The 21,563-nt window shown below is 41.1% G+C and carries 22 protein-coding genes and 1 pseudogene; 16 read left to right on the plus strand and 7 right to left on the minus strand.

Annotated elements, in window-relative coordinates; translation table 11 throughout:
* Nucleotides 1–50 precede the first annotated feature (50 nt).
* From dapA to ALFOR1_RS15335, 5 genes are all read left to right on the plus strand, one after another.
* Nucleotides 51–935: a 4-hydroxy-tetrahydrodipicolinate synthase gene (gene dapA, locus ALFOR1_RS15315; protein ID WP_029773500.1), complete on the plus strand. Its 885-nt coding sequence runs from the start codon at nt 51–53 to the stop codon at nt 933–935.
* A 15-nt stretch (nt 936–950) separates the two neighbouring features.
* Complete coding sequence (locus ALFOR1_RS15320; RefSeq protein ID WP_054983375.1) at nt 951–1,691, plus strand: 2,3,4,5-tetrahydropyridine-2,6-dicarboxylate N-succinyltransferase; 741 nt, start codon at nt 951–953, stop codon at nt 1,689–1,691.
* Entirely contained in the window at nt 1,691–2,896 is a 1,206-nt protein-coding gene (locus ALFOR1_RS15325; protein ID WP_104643468.1) for a PLP-dependent decarboxylase, read from the plus strand. Before ALFOR1_RS15320 ends, ALFOR1_RS15325 begins: the two co-directional genes overlap by 1 nt.
* 5 nt (nt 2,897–2,901) lie before the next feature.
* The gene (locus tag ALFOR1_RS15330; protein WP_104643469.1) at nt 2,902–4,023 is read left to right on the plus strand and encodes a succinylglutamate desuccinylase/aspartoacylase family protein; all 1,122 of its coding nucleotides are present in this window, start codon (nt 2,902–2,904) and stop codon (nt 4,021–4,023) included.
* 209 nt (nt 4,024–4,232) lie between these two features.
* Entirely contained in the window at nt 4,233–5,267 is a 1,035-nt protein-coding gene (locus ALFOR1_RS15335; protein WP_104643470.1) for a phospholipase A, read from the plus strand.
* A gap of 66 nt (nt 5,268–5,333) precedes the next feature.
* Here ALFOR1_RS15335 and ALFOR1_RS15340 read toward each other — a convergent pair whose 3' ends face one another.
* Nucleotides 5,334–6,227, minus strand: coding sequence for a bifunctional GNAT family N-acetyltransferase/hotdog fold thioesterase (locus ALFOR1_RS15340; protein ID WP_104643471.1), 894 nt, complete (start codon nt 6,225–6,227; stop codon nt 5,334–5,336).
* 313 nt (nt 6,228–6,540) lie between these two features.
* On the opposite strand from ALFOR1_RS15340, the gene ALFOR1_RS15345 reads away from it, so the two are divergent.
* Nucleotides 6,541–7,254 carry a spermidine synthase gene (locus tag ALFOR1_RS15345; RefSeq protein WP_104643472.1) on the plus strand — a complete coding sequence of 238 codons (714 nt, stop codon included), beginning with the start codon at nt 6,541–6,543 and terminating at the stop codon, nt 7,252–7,254.
* Here ALFOR1_RS15345 and dtd read toward each other — a convergent pair.
* Both dtd and ALFOR1_RS15355 read right to left on the minus strand, forming a co-directional pair.
* Nucleotides 7,251–7,688 carry a D-aminoacyl-tRNA deacylase gene (gene dtd / locus ALFOR1_RS15350; protein ID WP_058549224.1) on the minus strand — a complete coding sequence of 146 codons (438 nt, stop codon included), beginning with the start codon at nt 7,686–7,688 and terminating at the stop codon, nt 7,251–7,253. The genes ALFOR1_RS15345 and dtd overlap by 4 nt on opposite strands.
* Nucleotides 7,689–8,591 carry a virulence factor BrkB family protein gene (locus tag ALFOR1_RS15355; protein WP_104643473.1) on the minus strand — a complete coding sequence of 301 codons (903 nt, stop codon included), beginning with the start codon at nt 8,589–8,591 and terminating at the stop codon, nt 7,689–7,691. It abuts the gene before it with no gap.
* Nucleotides 8,592–8,676: 85 nt separating this feature from the next.
* Between ALFOR1_RS15355 and ALFOR1_RS15360 the strand changes: the two genes are divergently transcribed.
* The 3 genes from ALFOR1_RS15360 to ALFOR1_RS15370 all read left to right on the plus strand — a co-directional run bounded on the left by ALFOR1_RS15360 (nt 8,677) and on the right by ALFOR1_RS15370 (nt 11,347).
* The gene (locus tag ALFOR1_RS15360) at nt 8,677–9,333 is read left to right on the plus strand and encodes a DUF2959 domain-containing protein (protein WP_104643474.1); all 657 of its coding nucleotides are present in this window, start codon (nt 8,677–8,679) and stop codon (nt 9,331–9,333) included.
* 130 nt (nt 9,334–9,463) lie between these two features.
* Nucleotides 9,464–10,555 (plus strand): MBL fold metallo-hydrolase, encoded by a 1,092-nt coding sequence (locus ALFOR1_RS15365; protein ID WP_104643475.1) that lies wholly within the window; start codon nt 9,464–9,466, stop codon nt 10,553–10,555.
* A 63-nt stretch (nt 10,556–10,618) separates the two neighbouring features.
* Entirely contained in the window at nt 10,619–11,347 is a 729-nt protein-coding gene (locus ALFOR1_RS15370) for a CBM9 family sugar-binding protein (protein WP_104643476.1), read from the plus strand.
* Nucleotides 11,348–11,648: 301 nt separating this feature from the next.
* Here the strand turns inward: ALFOR1_RS15370 and typA are convergent, their stop codons facing one another.
* Nucleotides 11,649–13,472 (minus strand): translational GTPase TypA, encoded by a 1,824-nt coding sequence (gene typA, locus ALFOR1_RS15375; protein WP_058549219.1) that lies wholly within the window; start codon nt 13,470–13,472, stop codon nt 11,649–11,651.
* Between the two features lie 506 nt (nt 13,473–13,978).
* Between typA and glnA the strand changes: the two genes are divergently transcribed.
* From glnA to ALFOR1_RS15400, 5 genes are all read left to right on the plus strand, one after another.
* Entirely contained in the window at nt 13,979–15,385 is a 1,407-nt protein-coding gene (gene glnA, locus ALFOR1_RS15380) for a glutamate--ammonia ligase (protein WP_058549218.1), read from the plus strand.
* Nucleotides 15,386–15,497: 112 nt separating this feature from the next.
* Complete coding sequence (locus ALFOR1_RS15385; protein WP_104643477.1) at nt 15,498–16,019, plus strand: DUF4124 domain-containing protein; 522 nt, start codon at nt 15,498–15,500, stop codon at nt 16,017–16,019.
* An 83-nt stretch (nt 16,020–16,102) separates the two neighbouring features.
* Nucleotides 16,103–17,173, plus strand: coding sequence for a nitrogen regulation protein NR(II) (gene glnL, locus ALFOR1_RS15390; RefSeq protein WP_058549216.1), 1,071 nt, complete (start codon nt 16,103–16,105; stop codon nt 17,171–17,173).
* A gap of 14 nt (nt 17,174–17,187) precedes the next feature.
* The gene (gene glnG, locus ALFOR1_RS15395; RefSeq protein WP_104643478.1) at nt 17,188–18,573 is read left to right on the plus strand and encodes a nitrogen regulation protein NR(I); all 1,386 of its coding nucleotides are present in this window, start codon (nt 17,188–17,190) and stop codon (nt 18,571–18,573) included.
* A gap of 25 nt (nt 18,574–18,598) precedes the next feature.
* Nucleotides 18,599–19,057 carry a cyclic nucleotide-binding domain-containing protein gene (locus ALFOR1_RS15400; RefSeq protein WP_058549214.1) on the plus strand — a complete coding sequence of 153 codons (459 nt, stop codon included), beginning with the start codon at nt 18,599–18,601 and terminating at the stop codon, nt 19,055–19,057.
* Nucleotide 19,058: 1 nt separating this feature from the next.
* Here ALFOR1_RS15400 and ALFOR1_RS15405 read toward each other — a convergent pair.
* From ALFOR1_RS15405 to ALFOR1_RS15415, 3 genes and pseudogenes are all read right to left on the minus strand, one after another.
* Nucleotides 19,059–19,469, minus strand: a pseudogene (locus ALFOR1_RS15405) (hypothetical protein); the annotation flags it as partial.
* A 191-nt stretch (nt 19,470–19,660) separates the two neighbouring features.
* The gene (locus ALFOR1_RS15410) at nt 19,661–19,990 is read right to left on the minus strand and encodes a hypothetical protein (protein ID WP_405127308.1); all 330 of its coding nucleotides are present in this window, start codon (nt 19,988–19,990) and stop codon (nt 19,661–19,663) included.
* A gap of 84 nt (nt 19,991–20,074) precedes the next feature.
* Nucleotides 20,075–20,374, minus strand: a complete 300-nt coding sequence (locus tag ALFOR1_RS15415) for a hypothetical protein (protein WP_058549213.1) — start codon at nt 20,372–20,374, stop codon at nt 20,075–20,077.
* Nucleotides 20,375–20,630: 256 nt separating this feature from the next.
* On the opposite strand from ALFOR1_RS15415, the gene ALFOR1_RS15420 reads away from it, so the two are divergent.
* Complete coding sequence (locus ALFOR1_RS15420; protein WP_058549212.1) at nt 20,631–21,014, plus strand: RNA-binding S4 domain-containing protein; 384 nt, start codon at nt 20,631–20,633, stop codon at nt 21,012–21,014.
* A 104-nt stretch (nt 21,015–21,118) separates the two neighbouring features.
* Nucleotides 21,119–21,538, plus strand: a complete 420-nt coding sequence (locus ALFOR1_RS15425; protein WP_058549211.1) for a hypothetical protein — start codon at nt 21,119–21,121, stop codon at nt 21,536–21,538.
* The last annotated feature ends 25 nt before the right edge of the window (nt 21,539–21,563 follow it).

Here is a 21,563-nt window from a genome sequence, read left to right on the forward strand (position 1 = left end):
ACATCATACAGCCTCCTTAATATCTCGAACACCTTATAGGTTCGTAAGAGATGATTCACAACTTCAATTTAGACGACTACGCACTGTGGACAGCGCTTGTTACGCCGTTTGATCAACAAGGTAATGTTGACTACGACACGCTCACAACACTTGTTAGCGAACAAGAAGCGGCACACAACGGTATTTTACTGCTCGGTAGCACAGGTGAAGGCTTAGCCCTTACGCTTAAAGAGCAGCAAGGCATTGTTGAGCACGTGTGCCAATTAAAACCCAGTGTACCGCTTATGGTTGCTGTTGGTGGTAGTAATTTGGCCCAACAAAAAGAATGGGTTAGCTACTGTAACCAATTACCTATTCACAGCTACTTATTAGGCTCGCCTCTTTATGCAAAACCAGGGGCTGTAGGTCAAACACATTGGTACGAAAGCTTATTAAACGAAAGCGCGCATCCGTGTATGTTGTACAACGTACCTGGGCGCAGCGGTGTAAGCATTCCTATCGAAACCATTGAAAACTTAAAAGCGCACCCAAAACTGTGGGCTTTAAAAGAAGCCAGTGGCAACATCACCCAATTTGAAGCATACCGACAAGCCGCGCCTAATTTAGCGCTATACAGTGGCGACGATGCACTTATGCCCTACTTTGCCCAAGCAGGTGCAAAAGGCTTAGTTTCGGTTGCGGCCAATGCATGGCCTTTGCAAACACACGAATTTGTAAAGCGCAGCCTAAGCGGTCAACACCCCAATTTATTTGCTCAGTGGACTCGCGCTATCAATAGCCTATTTGCTGTAGCAAACCCTATTCCCGTTAAAGTGCTAATGCACCAGCAAGGGCGTTTAAATAGCCCACTGTTGCGTCCACCTTTAACGCATCTTGAGTTAACGCAAACCGATTGCATTACCACTGCAAACGACACCATTTTATCTTGGCATTAAACACAGGTTTTTATAATGAGCTGGTTAGAACTACTAAATAATTTAGAATCGGGCGCAGTACGCGCAGCATCACAAAACGAAAGCGGCCAATGGGAAGCTAACGTAGAAGTAAAACAAGGCATTTTAGAAGCCTTTAAAAATGGCACTAACACAGAGTTTGCAGGCGGTTTTGTAGATAAACACAACCTTGCACCACAAGAATTTAGCACTGAAGATGGCGTGCGTATGGTACCAGGTGGCACCAGTGTTCGCCGCGGTGCCTACGTAGCTAAAGGCACTATTATTATGCCACCAGCGTACGTAAATATTGGCGCATACATCGACGAAGGTACTATGGTTGATAGCCACGCATTAGTGGGTTCGTGTGCACAAGTTGGTAAAAATGTACATTTAAGCGCAGCTGTTCAACTTGGTGGTGTACTTGAGCCAATTGGTGCAAGCCCAGTCGTGGTTGAAGACGATGCGTTTATTGGCGCAGGTTGTGTCATTGTTGAAGGCGTAGTGGTTAAAAAAGGCGCTGTACTTGCACCAGGCGTGCGTTTATCTGCAACTATTCCGGTTTACGACTGTGTTAACGAGCGCCAGCTAGATAAAGGCGAACCAATCCCAGAGTACGCTATTGTAATACCAGGCTCTCGCCCAGCGTCTAACGAATGGGCTCGTGAGCAAGGCTTAAGCATGTCGTGTGCACTCATTGTTAAATACCGCGACGAGCAAAGCGATGCATCGTTATTGCTAGAAGAGGTTTTACGATAATGAGCTTTTTGAGCACGCCTATCAAGGCCGCCGTAAATACACTTACTCAGCAACTTGATACACCTTTTTTTGTTTACGACTTAGACAAACTAAACGCACACCTTACCCGTTTAGTTGCGCAAACCGATGTAAAGCTTTGGTATGCGATAAAAGCCAATCCGCTTTCTAAGGTTATTCAATGCCTAGACAGCGCCGGATTTAACTTTGACGTAGCAAGTAAAGGTGAGCTTGAACAAGTCCTTGCACAAGGTATTAGTTCACAGCGCGTGCTCAACACAGGGCCTGCAAAGAGCCCTAAACAAATTAAACACTTTATTGGGCGCGGCGTGCGTATTTTTGTTGCCGAAAGCCTCAATCAAGTACGTTGGTTAAACCAGCAAGCGCAGCTGCAAAATACGCAGCTGCAAGTATTACTGCGTGTGCAATTACGCTGGCCAGAAGGTGAAAAAAACCCATTAGGGGGTGACAGCCTTACACCGTTTGGGCTTGGTTGCGATGAATGGCAAGCGCTCAATACTGGCGATTACCCAGCACTTAATTTTGATGGCCTACATATTTTTCAGTGGGGCAACATGCTTAGCACGCAAAAGCTAAGTGAGCTGTGGTCGCAAATGATTGCACCGCTTACCACCTTGGCTAATAACTTAAATATAAACCTGAAAATTTTAGACTTAGGCGGCGGTTTAGGTATTCCTTACACACCAAATGATGCAACACTTGAGTGGGATGGATTAATCACCGCGCTGGCAAAAATTAAAAAAGATGCGGGTGTAGACGAGCTTTGGATGGAGCTTGGACGTTACGCTGTAGGCGAATGCGGTCATTACGCGAACCCAGTCGTTGAGTGCAAACAAAACTACGGGCAACAGCAAGTTATTTTAACCGGTGGTATTAACCACTTATTGCGCCCTGCTGTTACAAGCCAAGATTTTCCTGCGGCGTTACTACGCGAGTCAACAGCGCCAGAACAAGCAATGAGCTTATACGGCCCATTATGTACTGCCCTTGATTGCTTAGGCGAGCATACCCTACCAAGCGATTTAAACGAGCAAGACTGGCTGGTGTTTAGCCAATGTGGCGCCTATGGTTTTACCGAAAGCATGCCCTATTTTTTATGCCATGAACTAGCTGCAGAATACGTGTTACAAAATGGCGAGCTCACGTGTGTGCGCCAAGCAGAAGATGCCAGTCACTACTTAAGGTAATAAACATGAGCATAACAACACCCATTAGCCAAGAAAACATTATAGTAGGGGAAGTAGCAAACGGCTTGCCTCTAACTATTCCGGTGTATCGCTTAAAAGGCGATGGCAGCGGGCCAAGCGTGTATATTCAAGCCAATATGCATGGCGCCGAGGTACAAGGTAACGCGGTTATTTTTCAGCTGCTAGAGCAGTTAAAACAGCTCAATTTAAAAGGCGATATTACCTTAGTACCTTATGCTAACCCTATAGGTTGTAATCAAAAATCAGGGGAATTTACCCTTGGCCGATTCGACCCGATTACTGGCACTAACTGGAACCGTATGTATCACTACAATAGTGATTTAGTCACCCAGTTTGCCAAAGATCATAGCCAGTACGACGATGCAGCTTTAAAAAATAACTTTAAACAAGCCCTGATTGATGAAATAGATACCAAACTTAACGGCCCAGCTTATTTACTTAATACGGGTAAACGCATTGCGCTTAATTTGCAAAAGCTTGCGCACCAAGCTGACATAGTCCTTGATTTACACACAGGGCCTATTTCAAGTAAGCACCTATATTGCCCAACATATGCAACCGAGAGCGCCAGTTATTTTAATATTGAACATGTACTGCTGATCCCAAGCGACTTTGATGGCGCCATGGACGAAGCAAGCTTTTGCCCATGGTGGCACCTAAGTGATGCACTTGGCGCACAAGACAGGGACTTTAACGTACAGGTAGAAGCCTTTACGGTTGAGCTAGGTAGCCAAGAAAAAATAGACTTAACAGAAGCACTCAACGATGCAAATAGCATTTTAAGTTACTTAAATCATAAAAATGTATTGGTAGACGCACGACACAAACCGAGCAATATAACCCGCTACGCATGCCATTTAGATGACTACTTTGCTTACTACGCCCCTATTGGCGGCATGGTTGAATATGTAGCCCCACTAGGTGGGCATATTAAAGCAGGCGAGCCCATTGCACATGTTTTACGCATGGAGCGCTACTTGAGTGAGCAGCCACTACAAACGCTCAGCCTCGATTGTGATGCTATTGCAATTTTGCACTTTGCCTCGGCAAGTGTTAACCAAGGCACTGAACTTTATAAGTTTTTTACAAACGTATTTGAGCTATAGCTCACCCTTCTCATTGCGTGAGAGTAAATTAATGATTTAAAAGTTAATTTACATTAGATAAGCGGCTTAGGCCGCTTTTCTTTTGATCTAAACACTACAAGCAAACGTAAATAACATGGTATAAACGTAAATTCAGTAAAAGTTCACCGTTACAAATGTAAAAAGACGTTATAATTTATAAATCTACCCTACTCTCAAAGGAATAAACAATGAGCTGGCGTTATTGGATTGCACTCACGGCTTTACTTAGTACCCCCTCTTTTGCCCAAGAAGAGGTAAAAGAAAACGAACAAGACAACGATATAGAGCTTGTTAAGCAATGTATTTTAAACGAAGTAATTGGTGGCGACGGAAAGCAAACCTTAGACGAACTCCGTCAAAAGTGTTCAGCTCTTGAAGAAAACAAACAACTTACCGCACTTGATAAACGTAAAGCCCGCGAAGAAGTAAGCAAAAAAAATCGTAACGTAATTACACCGCATAAACGTAACTACATTTTGCCACTGTCGTATGTATCGCATCCAAACGATCGCCCGTATGATGGCTTTGACGAGCTAACAGATGAAGAAAATGGCGAACCACTTGATAACTTAGAAGCTAAATACCAGCTGTCTATTAAAGTGCCACTATACGATGATTTTGCTGATGACGACCAAGCTATATTCTTTGGTTTTACACTGCAGTCATATTGGCAGATTTATAACTCAGAGATTTCATCACCGTTTCGTGAAACCAACTACGAGCCAGAAATATTTTGGGTAAATTACCTAGATGAAGAGCATGTGCTTTGGGGCGACGAAATGGCAATTGCACTGGGTATTTCGCACCAGTCTAATGGCCGCAGCCAGCCAAACTCTCGTTCATGGAACCGTATTTACGCCGATTTCATTTGGGAAAACAGAGGTTTTGTTTTTAGCTTTAAGCCTTGGTACCGAATCGCTGAAGATAAAAAAGAAGATCCACTAGAAGCCGATGGCGATGACAACCCAGACATTTACAAATACATGGGTTACTTTGAATTTAGCGGCGCGTACCGTTACCAAGATCATGAGTTTAGCTTTATGACACGTAATAACTTAAATTCAGATAACCGTGGTGCGATTCAATTAGATTGGTCATTTCCTATGTGGGGCCGTTTACGTGGTTACGCACAATACTTTAACGGCTACGGCGAAAGCTTAATTGATTACAACGCCGATATTGAACGTATAGGTGTAGGTATATTATTAACTGATTTGTTATAAAATCAGCGCATAAAAAAGCCAAGCATTAATTACTTAGTGCTTGGCTTTTTTAATGAAGCATTGCCCTTATTTCTTAACGGCAAATACACCTTCAAACTCTGCAACTACGTTGTCACCATCATAAATAGTTACTGGCACTACGTAACTTGTTTTACCATCGGTTTCTAAGTCGCTCAGTTTACCTTTACATGTTTGTAATTCTACACAGCCTTTAGGGTCCGTATTAAGTGGTTTTAAGTACTTAATGCTCGCATCGGCCAGTACAATATTACCTTCAAGCCCCGCTTCTTTAAGCGCTAAATACGTTGCCCCCCAACCAGTAAGCGTTGCTAAACTATAAATAGAACCTGCAAACATGGTGTTATGTAAGTTTAAGTTAGCATCTAAATCTGCACTAGTTGTAAACTGCCAATCTGTGTAGCTTTCTACTTTAATACCCATTGCATCACTAATAGGAATTGATTCGCGCCAAATATTTTGCAGTACTTGAGTCCAATTTGGGTGGCGGAACCAACCCGGCTCACTAGGTTTTTGCTTAATCATTTTAAAATGCTGCACATCGCCATACGCAAGGTGAGCTTTTTCTTTTAGCTCGTAACCATGGCGTTTATAAAACTCAAGTGCACGTTCGCGAGCAAATAGCACCAGTTCACCTGCATTTTGCGTCCACGCTATTTTTTCAAGCTCATGCAATAAACGGCTACCAATATGCTGGTTTCGGTTACCTTCAGCCACAGCCATGTAACGTACTTGCGCTTGTTCATGGTTATTAAAGTGCAAACGTGCAACACCCAATACATCGCCTTCTTTATTTTTTATAAAACGATGCTCAGAATCTTGCTCCATGTCGTCTTGTTCAGAGCCTCGAGGCTCGCCCCAAGGCGCACGTAATACTTCCCATCGTAATTGATAATACGCTTGCCAATCTTCGCTGCTTTGCGGTGTACTTACCTGAAACATACATACTCCTGTTGTTTGGCCGTAAATAAAAAATAAAGGCTACGGCATGTAATCCAACTGAATAACTCTTTAACCCACGCTCTGGTTATTAAAAAATTAAAGATTAAGTTGGTTGGAATTATTATGGCAAATACCATACTCCATCTTTGAAACACTGCCAATACGACTTTGGTAAGCGAGTGAAAAAATAACTAATTTAAAGTGTGAACACTAAATCCACCTTTAACGCTACTTTAAGCGCTAGCTAGATTAAATAATTTGGCTCATAGCTAAAATTTTAGTTAACTATTTTACCCAGTGCACCATGTAGTTTATGCTAAATGTTATGAGCGATTTTATAAACCCTTTAACGGGTGTAGTTAGTAGCCACTTTATTAACCACAGCCAAGATATTGGGCAACTAGTTTACTGGCATAAATATGCAGGCGATCACATACAGGTTCGCCAAGCCGGACAGCTTCGCTGGCTGCTGATTAACGATACTTTGCAATCGGTGATAGAGCTTAACAATCCACAGCGCCTGCTATTTCCACATTTAACCTATTTGGCTAAGCAGTGGCAAACCTTAGCACCACCAAATCGTGTATTAGAGCTTGGCCTTGGCGGCGGCGCTATACGTAATTACTTACAACACACCTACCCGCAGGCACAAGTAACATCAGTTGAAAAAAGTGCTGATATAATTGCCTGTTATACAGATTTTTTTGCGCTTAAAAACCAAAGTGATGTGCAGTGTGATGACGCGCAAAATATACTAAAAAAAGCACATAACAATGACTGGATTATTCTTGATTTATTTAGCCAGATAGACGCGCCACGGTTTTTATTTGAACACGCTTTTTATCAAAAAATATATAACGCCCTCAATGGTGGTGGCACGCTATTTATTAACTTTTTATCGCAGCATGAGTCGCAGTTAATTCAGTTACAGCAATTACTATTTAATGTATTTGGGGTAAAAGTAAGCCCGCATAAAGTAGCGGGCTTTGTGAATCATATTGTTATTGTTACTAAGTCTGATAATTAAACCGATAAGTTAAAGGTGACAGGCCCATCGTTACATAGGCTCACTTGCATATCTGCGCCAAACTCACCGGTTGCCACGTTAATATCGAGTGCTTTAGCTTGAGTTACAAAGTACTCGTAAAGCGCGTTAGCCTGGCTTGGCGTTGCTGCTGATGAAAAGCTTGGGCGCATGCCTTTTTTGGTATTAGCTGCCAATGTAAATTGCGAAACCACTAATAACTCTCCACCTATATCTTTTAGGCTTAAGTTCATTTTGTCGTTTTCGTCAGTAAAAATACGATAATTGCTTACCTTATGCAGTAACTTATCGGCGGCTTGCTCATCATCTGGTTTTTCTACACCTAATAACAATAAAATACCTTGGCTAATCTCACCTATAATTTGGTCATTAACTTCTACTTTGGCATTTTTTACACGCTGTATTAACCCTTGCATTTAGTGCGTACCCTTTAAGTTTGGCTCTTCTTCAAGTTCAATTTCTGGGGTATCTTCGATATCATTTGGGCTAATACACGCTGTAAATTCAGCGCCTAGCAACACCACTACCCAAGACAAATACACCCAAACAAATAAAATAGGTATGGTAGCAACAGCACCATAAATAACTTCGTACGATGGGAAATGGCTAATATAAAGGGCAAACCCTTTTTTAGTTAACTCAAATAGTATAGCCGCAAAAAGTGCGCCGGGTACAGCCGCCCTAATAGAAACAGGCGTATTAGGTACTAAGGTGTATAGCATTAAAAAACCAATCATCGAAAAACCATAAGGCACCAGCTTTAACAAAAAGCCGCTAAACCCAGGTATTCCCTGATCAGCAAACGAGACTAAAGATACAATATATGATGTAACACCAATACTTGCGCCAAGTAGTACGGGGCCTAGGCTTAATACCATCCAATACACTGCAAAAGAGATCATCATTGGGCGTTTTTTCTTAATTCGCCAAATCCGGTTTAGTGTGGCATCAACATTACGGATAAGCAGCAATGCAATAGCTGCTAAAAAGCCAATACCTACTGCGGTCATTTGATTAGCATTGCCTGCAAAGGAGGTTATGTGCTCTTTAATGACATCGGACGAGGTAGGTACAAAGTTAGTAAACAAAAAGCTCTCTATCTCCATACGAGTCGATTCAAACCCCGGAAACGCCGAGAATATAGCTACACCCACTGCTATTAGGGGTATTAATGAAAGCAACGTTACGTAAGCAAGGTAGCCTGCATTAACCGTTATTTGATCGTCTATACATCGATTTATATATTGCATCCACCAGCTAGGCTGCTGGCGCATAAAGGACTTAACTTGCTGTTTGTAATGGGAGAGCTTATCATTCATACAATTGACTTGTGCTTATCGAGTTTTGATTATAATAACAATCAGTACCATAATTTACAGCACTTACACGTAAATAGGGATCCAAATGAAAAAACAAACACTACTTAGCGCCTCTATGCTCGCACTTACGTTAGCATTATCAGGCTGCCAATCAGCTTACTATTCTGCAATGGAAAAAGTAGGTGTTCACAAACGTGATATCCTTATTGACCGTGTAGAAGAAACAAAAGACTCACAAGAAGAGTCACAAGAAGAGTTTAAATCTGCGCTTGAGCGCCTAACTACATTAATAGATTTTAACGGCGGCGAACTGCAAGAGACTTATAATCAGCTAAACGACGATTACGAGTCGAGCTTAAAAGCCGCAAACGAAGTATCTAGCAACATCAATAAAGTAGAAGACGTAGCAGAAGCACTTTTTGATGAATGGAGCGATGAGCTAGAGCAATATAAAAGTGCCTCACTTAAACGTGAAAGCAGTAAAAAGCTAGCCGCTACTCAGCGTCAATTTAGCCAGTTACTTAGCTCAATGCGCAGCGCAGAGAGCAAAATGGAGCCAGTACTAACGTCGCTTCATGATAATGTTTTATATTTAAAGCATAACTTAAACGCACAAGCGGTATCGGCTATTAAAGGTGAGTTCACTAACCTTAAGCGCGATATACAAATATTAATGAACGACATGAACAAATCGATTGCCGATTCAAACAAGTTTATAGAGCAAATGAATAGCGCAGGCTAATCACTTTAAACGCACTTATTAAGCCTGCAAAATTGCAGGCTTTTTTGTTGTTACTTTTTGTTACCTTTGAATTATTCGTTAATCTGCTGTTGTTGTTATACTTTTACAAAATAATAATTAAATTACGACAATGAAACTAACTACTTTTAGCCTCATCACTACCTGTATGCTGCTGAGCGCGTGCCACACACCCAATCAAATTGAAGTTATTGCAGGGGAAGATACCATAACTCCACTGCATCAAGATGGAGAACGAAAAGGACGCTTTCATAATCTCTATCCTGGTAAAAAAACGTACCCGACCACCTGCGAAGCCGACTGCTACCCAACGAGCCCTAAACTACAGTGCGAACAAGACAGCGAGAACTGCCAATATATTGCTGAGCAAGAAACGCCAAAATTAAATACTGGCTACACTGTTCGCTGGCTTGGTCATGCCGGATTTATGATCCGCACGCCTAACGGTCAAAAAATGCTATTTGACCCTGTCAAAGAGCAATTTGATTCACCTGTTGATTTAGCCTTTAGGCTAGCCTCTGGGTTTTACAGGCAGCCGGGCGATTGGCTAACGCAAAGTGAGCTCGAGAACTTAGACGCTGTGATGTATTCGCATATTCATTACGATCACTTTAATAAAGCAGATATAGAAGAGCTCGGTAATAAACCTCGCTACTTAACTCCACTAGGTATGGCCGACAACTTCCCTACTGGCGGATTTAACATTAGCGAAATGGCGTGGTACGCAAAAACAAATATTAGTGATTTAGCTATTCATGCCTTACCTGCCCATCACTTTAGTAGCCGAGTAATGGTACCCTTCATTTATGAAGATAACGATAAAGACCTCTGGAACGGCTGGCTGCTTGAGCAAAACGGTAAAACCCTATTCTTTGCAGGCGATACAGGTTACTCAAAGCATTTTAAGGACATTCAGCAAAAATATGGTGATATAGATATATGCTTAATGCCAATAGCGTCTTATTACAGTGAAGAGAGCCCTAATTGGTATCGTTACGTACACACAACACCAGAGGATGCACTAAACGCCGCAAATGATCTTAATTGTAAAGTAATGATACCTTGGGGATTCGGTAACTCAACGTGGAAAATGGGCGACCGCACTAGTCATTCAGCCTTACTGCGGTTATTGCATATGGTCGATGAAATGAACTCTCAAACGCCACTATATATTCTTAACGAAGGCGAAAGTATTTCACTGTAACTCATTGCTTAACTGTTTTAGGATGGTTGTAATATCAAGATAAATAATAAAATTGAGAAATTAATGAAAAAACAAGCATTAGCTTTAAGCTGTTTATTAAGTGCTCCGGTAATGGCCATTGATGTAGCGCATACCTCAACTCCTATTACCATTGATGGCGTATCTGAAAGCGCCTGGGATAAAGCCACTTGGCACGACATGCCGTATTTGATGGATGGCACGCTGCCCTCATCAGATGCCGATTTTAAAGGCCGCTATCGTTTGCTGTGGGATCAAAATTACTTATATCTACAAGCCGATATTGTGGATGATGTATTAATTGATACACACGCAGATCCAACTGTAAAATACTGGGATGACGACGCGCTTGAAATATTTATAGACAGCGATGCATCAGGCGGTATTCACCAGTTTAACCACTCTGCTTTGGCGTACCACATTGGCCTTGATAACCAAGCCGCCGATTATGGACCTGATAAAAAAGCCCACTTGTATACCGACCACCTAGTTAGTAACTGGAAACGCAACACCAGCGCACCTTTTAACATCACGTGGGAAGTTGCCATAAAACTCTACCCTAATGATTATAAAGAAGGGGCTACTAACACTCCGCTCACCCTAACGCCAAAACAAGTAATAGGCTTTATGTTAGCGTATTGCGATAACGATGGCAGTGACGTGCGCGAGCATTTTATGGGTTCGCACGAAGTACAACCAGTAAATGGCGACAGAAATCGTGGCTTTATAGACGCAGACGTATTTGGCAAAATCACTTTGCTACCAAAAAAGTGATGTAAGTTAGCTGTAGGTTGGTTTAAGCGCAGCGAAACACAACGAAAAAAACCAAAAAAAAAATAAAAATAGGGGCTTTGAACTATCAGTTGTTTTAGCGCTTGCTCTTTTACTCCTCATTCTCTTCTCTTTGTACAAATATTTTTTAAGTGTATTTTTCACAAAGAGGATAAGAGGCACTGCGCTTTTAGAGCTCAATACTGATAACTAAAAACTGAAAGCTTCTCTTGATTTAAAAACAAAAAAGCCGCTGTATTTTGCAATACAGCGGCTTTTAAAATCATTATTCTAAATTAAGAGATTATGACTTAGGAGCACGACCCGCACGTTTACGCTCATTTTCAGTTAAATGACGTTTACGAATACGAATGTTCTCAGGTGTAACTTCTACTAACTCATCATCAGCAATAAACTCAAGCGCTTGCTCAAGTGAATAGTTAAGTGCTGGTGTAAGTGTTTGTGCTTCATCTGTACCAGATGCACGAACGTTAGTAAGTTGCTTACCTTTAAGCGCGTTAACTGTAAGGTCGTTATCACGGCTATGAATACCGATAACCATACCTTCATAAACCTCAACACCGTGACCGATGAATAAACGGCCGCGCTCTTGTAAGTTAAATAATGCGTTAGTAAGTGCCTTACCTGTAGCGTTTGCAATCATTACGCCGTTCTTACGAACACCTAGCTCGCCACCTTTGTGCGGACCGTAGTGATCGAACGTATGGTAAAGTAAGCCAGAACCTGAAGTTAGCGTCATGAACTCAGTTTGGAAACCGATTAAGCCACGGCTTGGGATCATAAAGTCCATACGCATACGGCCTTTACCATCTGGTGCCATGTCAGTAAGCTCACCCTTACGAAGACCAATTTGTTCCATGATAGAACCCTGGTGCTCTTCTTGACAGTCAATTGTTAGTGTTTCATACGGTTCTTCTAACACGCCATCAACAGTACGTAAGATAACTTCTGGACGAGATACAGCTAGCTCGTAACCTTCACGACGCATGTTCTCGATTAGGATACCAAGGTGTAATTCACCACGACCCGATACGCGGAAGCTATCTGGGTTGTCAGTATCTGCAACGCGAAGTGCTACGTTGTGTACTAATTCTTTGTCTAAACGCTCACGGATATTACGTGATGTTACAAACTTACCTTCTTTACCACAGAACGGAGAGTTATTTACAGAGAACGTCATCGTTACTGTAGGCTCATCAACGCTTAGTGGAGGTAGTGCTTCAACATTGTTAGGACAACAAACTGTGTCTGAAATCTTAAGTTCGCCAATACCTGTTACAGTTACGATGTTACCAGCGTAAGCTTTATCAGTTTCGATACGCTCAAGACCTAGGTAGCTTTGTACTGCACCAATTTTACCGTTACGTTTTGAACCATCTGCACCGATGATTGTAACTTGTTGGTTAGGAGCAACAGAACCACGTTTGATACGACCAATACCAACTACACCAACATAAGAGTTGTAATCTAGTTGAGAAATTTGCATTTGGAAGTCACCTTCAGGATCTGCATCCGGTGGTGATACTTCTTCAACGATCATCTTGAACATAGGTTCCATGTTTTCTGATGGCTCGTCTAAATCTAATGTTGCCCAGCCGTTGATAGCTGATGCGTAGATTACTTTAAAGTCTAACTGTTCGTCAGTTGCACCTAGGTTGTCGAATAAATCAAAGATTTGATCCATAACCCAATCAGGACGTGCACCTGGCTTATCAATTTTATTGATAACTACGATTGGCTTTAAGCCTTGCGCGAATGCCTTTTGCGTTACGAAACGCGTTTGTGGCATTGGACCTTCTTGAGCATCAACAAGTAATAATACTGAGTCAGCCATCGAAAGTACGCGTTCAACTTCACCACCGAAATCGGCGTGTCCCGGAGTATCTACGATATTGATATGGTAGTCGTTCCAAGAAATGGCTGTGTTTTTAGCCAAAATGGTAATACCACGTTCTTTCTCAATGTCGTTTGAGTCCATCACGCGCTCTTCGTTACCGCCGCGTGTTTCTAATGTACCTGATTGCTCAAGTAGTTTGTCAACCAGAGTTGTTTTACCGTGGTCAACGTGCGCGATAATCGCTATATTTCTTAACTGTTCGATGCTCATATATTTACTCAGAGAAATTAATTCTCATTGATCCTGCAAGATCTACGCACTCATCTGCGTTTTCACGAGATGTCCAAGCATAGGATTTAAAAGGGCGCATATTATCCCTCATTAATGACATGGATGAAAGTTTATCCAATACAATTTTCAAAACTTTCTCAATACTTTTACTAAGTATCTGTTTTATATATGACAATTATATGAATTAAATTTCAATTAATTTTTGAAAAACAGCCTTTTTTGCTATTTCGGTGATATTTTTGGCACTCTTTTGCATTTAGGTTATGCTAATTTGAAGCGATTAAATTAGCAGCAAATTACACCCTGTAAATTTTGCACCAAAAGGGATTTTTTACGCACCAAATGGGTGCGTTTGTTTATTCCATTTTGATGCAACTATAAAATTTCAAAGTATAAACAGCCAGTTACAATCATGGCACAAAATCAGCTTACTAAATATCAAAGCAATTATGCAGCAATAATAAAACCCAATAGTTGGAGGACACATGTCACAATCGGTTTTAGATTTTATTAAAGAAAATGACGTTAAGTTCATTGATTTACGCTTTACTGACACTAAGGGTAAAGAACAACATGTATCTATTCCTCATCACCAAGTTGATGAAGACTTTTTTGAAGACGGTAAAATGTTCGACGGTTCTTCAATTGCAGGCTGGAAAGGCATTAACGAATCAGACATGGTGCTAATGCCAGTACCTGAGTCTGTTAAATTAGACCCATTTACAGAAGAAACAACGCTAATTGTTCGTTGTGATGTTGTAGAGCCTTCTACACTACAAGGTTACGAGCGTGACCCTCGCTCTGTTGCAAAACGCGCTGAAGATTACATGCGCTCTACTGGTATCGCAGATACTGTATTATTTGGCCCTGAGCCAGAGTTTTTCCTTTTTGATGACGTTAAATACAAATCAGACATGTCTGGTTCAATGTACAAAGTTGACGCTGTAGAAGCAGCATGGAACTCAGATAAAGATTACGAAGGCGGCAATACTGGCCACCGTCCTGGTGTTAAAGGTGGTTACTTCCCTTGTTCACCGGTTGATTCTTCACAAGATTGGCGTTCAGCTACGTGTTTAGTTCTTGAAGAGCTTGGCCAAGTAGTAGAAGCGCATCACCATGAAGTAGCAACAGCAGGTCAAAACGAAATCGCTACTCGCTTTAATACAATGGTATTAAAAGCGGATGAAATTCAAGAAATGAAATATGTTATCCACAACATGGCTCACTTGTACGGTAAAACAGCCACGTTTATGCCTAAGCCAATTGTTGGTGATAACGGTTCTGGCATGCACTGTCACCAGTCTTTAGCTAAAGACGGTGTTAACCTTTTTGCTGGCGATAAGTACGGCGGTCTTTCTGAAGACGCACTGTACTACATTGGCGGTATTATTAAGCATGCTAAAGCAATTAATGCTTTTGCAAACGCATCTACTAACTCGTACAAACGTTTAGTACCAGGCTTTGAAGCACCAGTAATGCTTGCATACTCTGCACGTAACCGTTCTGCTTCAATCCGTATTCCAGTGGTTCCATCTGAAAAAGGACGTCGTATTGAAGTACGCTTCCCAGATCCAACAGCTAACCCATACCTTGCTTTCTCAGCAATGCTTATGGCTGGCCTTGACGGTATCAAAAACAAGATCCACCCTGGCGATGCAATGGATAAAGATTTATACGACCTTCCAGCTGAAGAAGCAGCAGAGATTCCAACTGTTGCAGCGTCACTTGACGAAGCACTATCTGCACTTAGCGCAGACCGTGAATTCTTAACTCAAGGTGGTGTATTCACTGATGACTTAATTGACGCTTACATTGGTCTTAAGTCTCAAGAAGTTGAAAAGCTTAACATGACAACTCACCCAGTTGAGTTTGAAATGTACTACAGCTGTTAATTTAGCTGTTAAAAAATGTGTGTTCTCAAGCCCGCTTTGCGGGCTTTTTTAATGGTAAAGTTAATCAAACTCCACTAGAGTTAAGTTACCGATAAAAATGCAGGGCTGCAGAGTGAATTACAAGATTTTATTACTATTAATTGCTTTAGGATTAAGCAATTATGGTTATGCGGGTGAAAAAAAAATATACGCTTGGAAAGATAAAAATGGCGTATTAGTGTTCTCAGACACACCCCATAAAGGCGCTACCGAGGTAAAACTCACAAGCCAAAGTCTTAATATGCCTGCAACGAATACTGACGTTTTTAACGAGCCAACCCAACCTCAACAAGCGGCGTTTAAAATTGCCATTTCCTCGCCTGAGCATAACCAAACTATACGTGAAAATACCGGTAGTGTTTATGTTACTAGCCGAATAACTCCACGCTTTGAAAGTGGTTTTACTATTCAGCTTTTTATAGATGGTAAAGCTAATGGTCCCGCTAGTGATAGCTCAACCTTTGCAATCAGAGATGTAGAAAGAGGCGAGCACACACTTCAATTAAAACTGTTTAACAGTAAAAACCAAATTATTGCCGTTAGCCAACCTTGCATTTTTTTCATGCACCGAAAAGGGCTAAACTTAGGTAACTAAATAGTGGCTTTACTTATAGGTGCAGTAGGTATTTGATTCAAATAACTTGCTTGCAAATATCAACGCACTAAAGTGGTGCAATCATGATTGATAATAAAAATTTTAGCCCCGAGCTACTCGATGCCATTTGGCAAAACCAAACAACAGCTATCATGCTTCTTGATAAAAAATTTAAGGTTGTTTACGCCAACACAAGCACCAGCGAACTACTTGGACTTGGTAATAAGCGCTTACTAGAGCAACCTTTTGATAGCCTTTTTAATTACCATTCAATTGATTTAAAGCGTATAGAACAATATTCATTAGTTGAAGGTGTAGATTGCCAGCAGCACAGAGCTGACGTGGTTTTTAGCGACTCTCGCCATGCAAAAGTAGCCGTAAGTACAAGGCAAATTAAGTTTAATAATACACTGTATATTTTATTTGAGTGGCGCCAAACAGACGACGAAATTAAACACGACCAAGCATCTAATCAAATGCATCAATATCAAGCAGCCCGAAACTTAATTAGAGGGTTAGCGCATGAAATTAAAAATCCTTTAGGGGGAATTCGCGGAGCGGCGCAGTTATTGCAGTATGAGGTTGATCAACAAGAAAGAGATCAATGTGCCGAGCTCATTATTGAGCAAGCAGACAGATTGCGCGAATTAGTAGATAGGCTCTTAGGGCCAAACCAACTCCCGCAGAAGTCTTATGGCAACATACATCAATCACTTGAGTCGGTAGTAAGACTCAGTACGTTAGACAATTGCTCTAACATTAGTTTGGTAAAAGACTACGACCCAAGCATTCCTGATGTATTCATTGATCAAGGCAAAATACAGCAAGTTGTATTAAACATTGTTCGTAATGCTCAACAGGCACTTGTAGATGGCGGTGAAATAAAAATAAAAACCCGCATTAATCATCAACATCGTCGCCCAGGTAAAGCGCCTAAAAAAGCCTTGATGATCCAAATATCTGATAACGGACCAGGCATTGATCCTAGTGTACGTGAAACGCTCTTCTACCCTATGATCACCAACAAAGAAGGTGGCTCGGGTTTAGGGCTTTCAATAGCGCAAACACTCATAGATCAGCATGATGGCTACATAGAATGTGATAGCTGGCCTGGACATACTGAATTTAATATCTATCTGCCCTTTGCAGATTAATGTTTGGAGTTTTCATGAAAACAGTTTGGCTTGTAGATGATGATGCATCAATTCGATTTGTACTCGAAAAAGCACTTACCCGTTCAGGGTTTACCACGGAAAGCTTTGCTAATGCGCAAGATGTATTAAGCGCATTAAAGTTTAGCCAACCAACTGTTTTGGTATCTGACGTTAGAATGCCAGGCATGGATGGCATGGCATTGCTTGAACTTATTGCAGAGCAAAACCCTGGGTTGCCGGTTATTATAATGACCGCCCATTCAGACTTAGACTCAGCAGTTAATGCGTTTCAAAAAGGCGCATTTGAATACCTAGCAAAACCGTTTGATTTAAACGAAGCCGTAGCTTTGGTTGAAAGTGCATGCAGAGCAAACTCCACTAAAAAAACAAAACGTAAGCAAGCTCCACCTAAAAGCGCGCACATTATTGGTGAAGCACCTGCCATGCAAGAAGTGTTTAGAGCCATAGGTAAGCTTTCGGCCTCTAGTATGAGTGTGCTTATTAATGGTGAATCAGGTACTGGTAAAGAGCTGGTAGCCAGCGCATTGCATAATCACAGTCCGCGTAAAGAAAACCAATTTATTGCTCTTAACATGGCCGCAATTCCAAAAGAACTCGTTGAGTCTGAATTATTTGGCCACGAAAAAGGCGCGTTTACCGGTGCCGATAGCGTTCGTAAAGGCCGCTTTGAACAAGCAAACGGCGGCACACTGTTTTTAGATGAAATTGGCGATATGCCACTTGATGTACAAACTCGTTTATTGCGCGTACTGGCCGATGGGGAGTTTTATCGTGTTGGCGGTCATCAAAGCATAAAAGTAGATGTACGTATTATTGCAGCAACGCATCAAAATTTAGAAGACTTAGTAAAACAAGGTAAATTTAGGGATGATTTATTTCATCGCTTAAATGTAGTGCGCCTACGCTTACCTGCGCTTCGTGAACGTACTGAAGACATTGGGCGCCTTGCACAGCACTTTTTACATAAAAGCGCTAAAGACCTGCAAGTAGACAGCAAAATCTTAAGCCCAAAAGCCACTGATCAATTACGTTTATTTAGCTGGCCAGGTAATGTTCGCCAACTAGAAAACACATGCCGATGGCTTACTGTTATGGCACCGGGGGAGCTTGTAAGTGAGCAAGACTTACCACTTGAAATACTTGATGCTTCACCTACTCAACAAGAAGGTGATTGGCTTGATGCATTTCAACAATGGCTTAATCAAGAGCTTAAACAAGGCAAAGAAAACATATGGCCTGATATTCAAGCCCAGCTTGAAACTCGATTAATAAAAACAGCCCTCGCTAATTGCTCTGGCCATAAACAAGATGCAGCCATAAAAATAGGCTGGGGACGCAACACGTTGACCCGCAAATTAAAAGAGCGCAATATTAACTAACACTCCTTATTAATTTTGGTTATTGATGAAGTTAATTGAACATATTCCTTTGTTTAAACAAATGGAAATTATAAATAGGCTGCACTTTTTTAAAGACTTCACACTTGGTGAGCGCCAAGTGCTTTTAGAATCGTTTGGCCTTTTATATTTAGTTAATCAACATCAGTTTTTATTTAAACAGTTCGATAATGACAAGCGCTTATATATTGTATTAAGCGGCGCATTATTAGTATTTAAGCACAACCACTTATTAGAGCTAGGTACTATTGAGCCTGGTGAGTTTATAGGTGAAGGTGCATTTATTAATAACCGAGAGCGTAGCACCAGCGCTCGTGCTAAAACCGACACCATAGTACTTGCCATTACCCCAGAGGCACTTACTCGCTTGCCTAATGTAATACGCGAAAAAATTAAAGACCGAATTATTGAAGGTATGAGCCTGCGCATTGCTAAGCTTAGCGAGCATATAGAAACGCACGGTTAGCTCAGTCCATATAAACAGTTTGTAATGAGCAATCAAGCCAGCCGGGGTTATTAACGTGCGCAGTAAACGTGTAAGTATCTGAAGGCTTGTCACCAAAGGGGGTATTTACAAGTGGCTGTGAATGGCTATATGTTTGCGAATAGGTTTTATAATAAATAACAACATACCCATACAAATACTCCCAACTGAGCCTCACAACCGCACCACTTGGTAATGTAAATTCAACATGTTCATTTGCAAATTTGACCGCTAAATCATTGTACTTATCGTCGCTGCAATGGGTTGTTCGTAACCGAGAGGGCATAGCGAACGCGTCTTCCCCATCAGTACTCTTTAAATAAAAACCAATATTCCCATCACCATAAAAGTGATTTGATCGTGTGGTGTAGTTAATTTCGGGTTGATAATCTAGGGCGTGTTGACCTTTCGTGGTTGAATTTGCAGCAGACTGTTTGGTATTTAAGCAAGGCAGAGCCTATGTAGTGTGGTTGCTCCCCATAAATAGGCGATAACGCAGCATAAAGACCAAACATGCGCTGCCCAAAGGGTTCTTTCTAGGGACGATTGACTCTTTGTTGCTCGGTTTTTACTTAGCCCACTAGGTTACAAACCTCGCGCCGCAATTAAATCGACCCTAGATTGAACAAATTTCAATCCACAAAGGTCAACACGCCCTGGCTCTTGCATAATAATAGCTAACTGCTCAGTCTCTTTTTGGTAAATTTTATCGCTTGATAAAAGCAATGTGGCTTCACCAAAATTAGATGGAATTGCCAGCGGTACGTATTCATAAGGGAGGTTTTGTGCGCTTAGTGCAGCATCTAGTTGATTGCGTTGCTCATCTTGCAAGTTTTCACTAAATACATACACGGTAGGTTGTTGGCACGCAGCTAATAATAATGCCAACACACATATCAAAATTCCATTTTTCATAGTTCCCCTCCAATGATTACACTTGTAGTCTATTAGAGAACACTATCAATAGCAATTTAATAACAATTCGCTTAATTAATATTATTACTGATTGATATGACTGGTTTGGCTATCTAACCATGCATCAACACTTTGTCGAGTGTATAAAACTTCGTTAAACAAGCGGTGGCGTTCAAATTCAAGCTTTGATTTTCTAAGCGGATCGCCACTAATTAAACGGCTGTGCGTATCATTAAATTTTGAAATAACCGAAAAGCCACTGTCGCTAAGTTGTGTTTGCTCTTTTACCAAACTCGCTAGATGCGATCTTACGTCGTCAGCAGTTAACATATCAGAATTATCTAAACCCATTAGCTCTTTTTTCATTGCTAATCTTACGCCCATTTTCTACTCCGTTTTATATGTATACATTACACATCAGTTAATCCGCCAGAGTTTTAGCAATTAGCGAGCCATCAATGAAAATCATTTGCCGTGAAGCTTAACCTGCAATTGCTTCAGTTTTCTTAAAGATAGAGAAAAAGGCATAAAAGTTTCAATATAATTAGCCAATACCTTCTTAGTTTTATATTTGCTTTGGTGCAAAATGCTCTACAAGCCTTTATACTAGGGGACTATGCGTTACCCCACTGGAGCTAACATGAACGAAGAATACATAGAGATTGAATTAGAAGAAGAGCCAATAGAGCTTTGCAAATTATTAAAAGTACTTGATTTAGTTGAAGGTGGCGGCCAAGCAAAAAACCTAATCGCTGAAGGCTACGTGGGTGTTAACCATGAAATTTGTACAATAAAACGGAAAAAATTATACAGTGGCGACGTATTAGAATTTGATGGTGAGTTTTTTCAATTATCATTAAGTGAAGATGCAATCCCTGCAGAGCGAGTAGTAGTGCAAAGTACACCAGAGCCAAAAACAACGCCTGAAAGCACTTCTAATCAACCTGCTAAAAGTAAGCGTAAGCGCACTAAAAAGCCTAAAAGAGATGAAAATACAGGGCGACGCCCAATTTCATTTGGCTAAAATTTAGGCGTCATTGCAATTTTTAAATATAAAAGCCAGCTTGTAATGCTGGCTTTTTTACTCTTTAATTACCTTGTAAATAACAATAAAAACAAGGTCATAACATGTCTACACCCACTTGGTTGAAACCGCTTGCTTGGGCTGCACTTATTTGGAACTCTCTAGGTGTTATTGCATTTGTGATGCAAATGATGATGACCCCTGAACTGATAAGCAAACTGCCTATAGATCAACAAGCTGCCTACTCTGACATTCCCCTTTGGTCTACCATTGCTTTTGCTATAGCCGTATTTGGAGGCTTGCTAGGGTGTATTTTTTTACTGAAGAAAAAGGCGCTCGCCATACCGACATTTACAGTGTCTTTAGCGGCTATTTTACTGCAGCAATACTATAACTTTGTTGTTATAAATAGTATTGATCTGTTAGGAGCAAGTGCTGTGTTTATGCCTATTTTAGTTATTATTATTGCCATAGGCCTGCTTTATATAAGTATTAAAGGTAAGCAACAAAGCTGGTTAAACTAATTACGTTTAAGGGCTAATATTTTTT

It is taken from the genome of Pseudoalteromonas carrageenovora IAM 12662, assembly GCF_900239935.1.
GTDB classification, from domain to species: Bacteria; Pseudomonadota; Gammaproteobacteria; order Enterobacterales; family Alteromonadaceae; genus Pseudoalteromonas; species Pseudoalteromonas carrageenovora.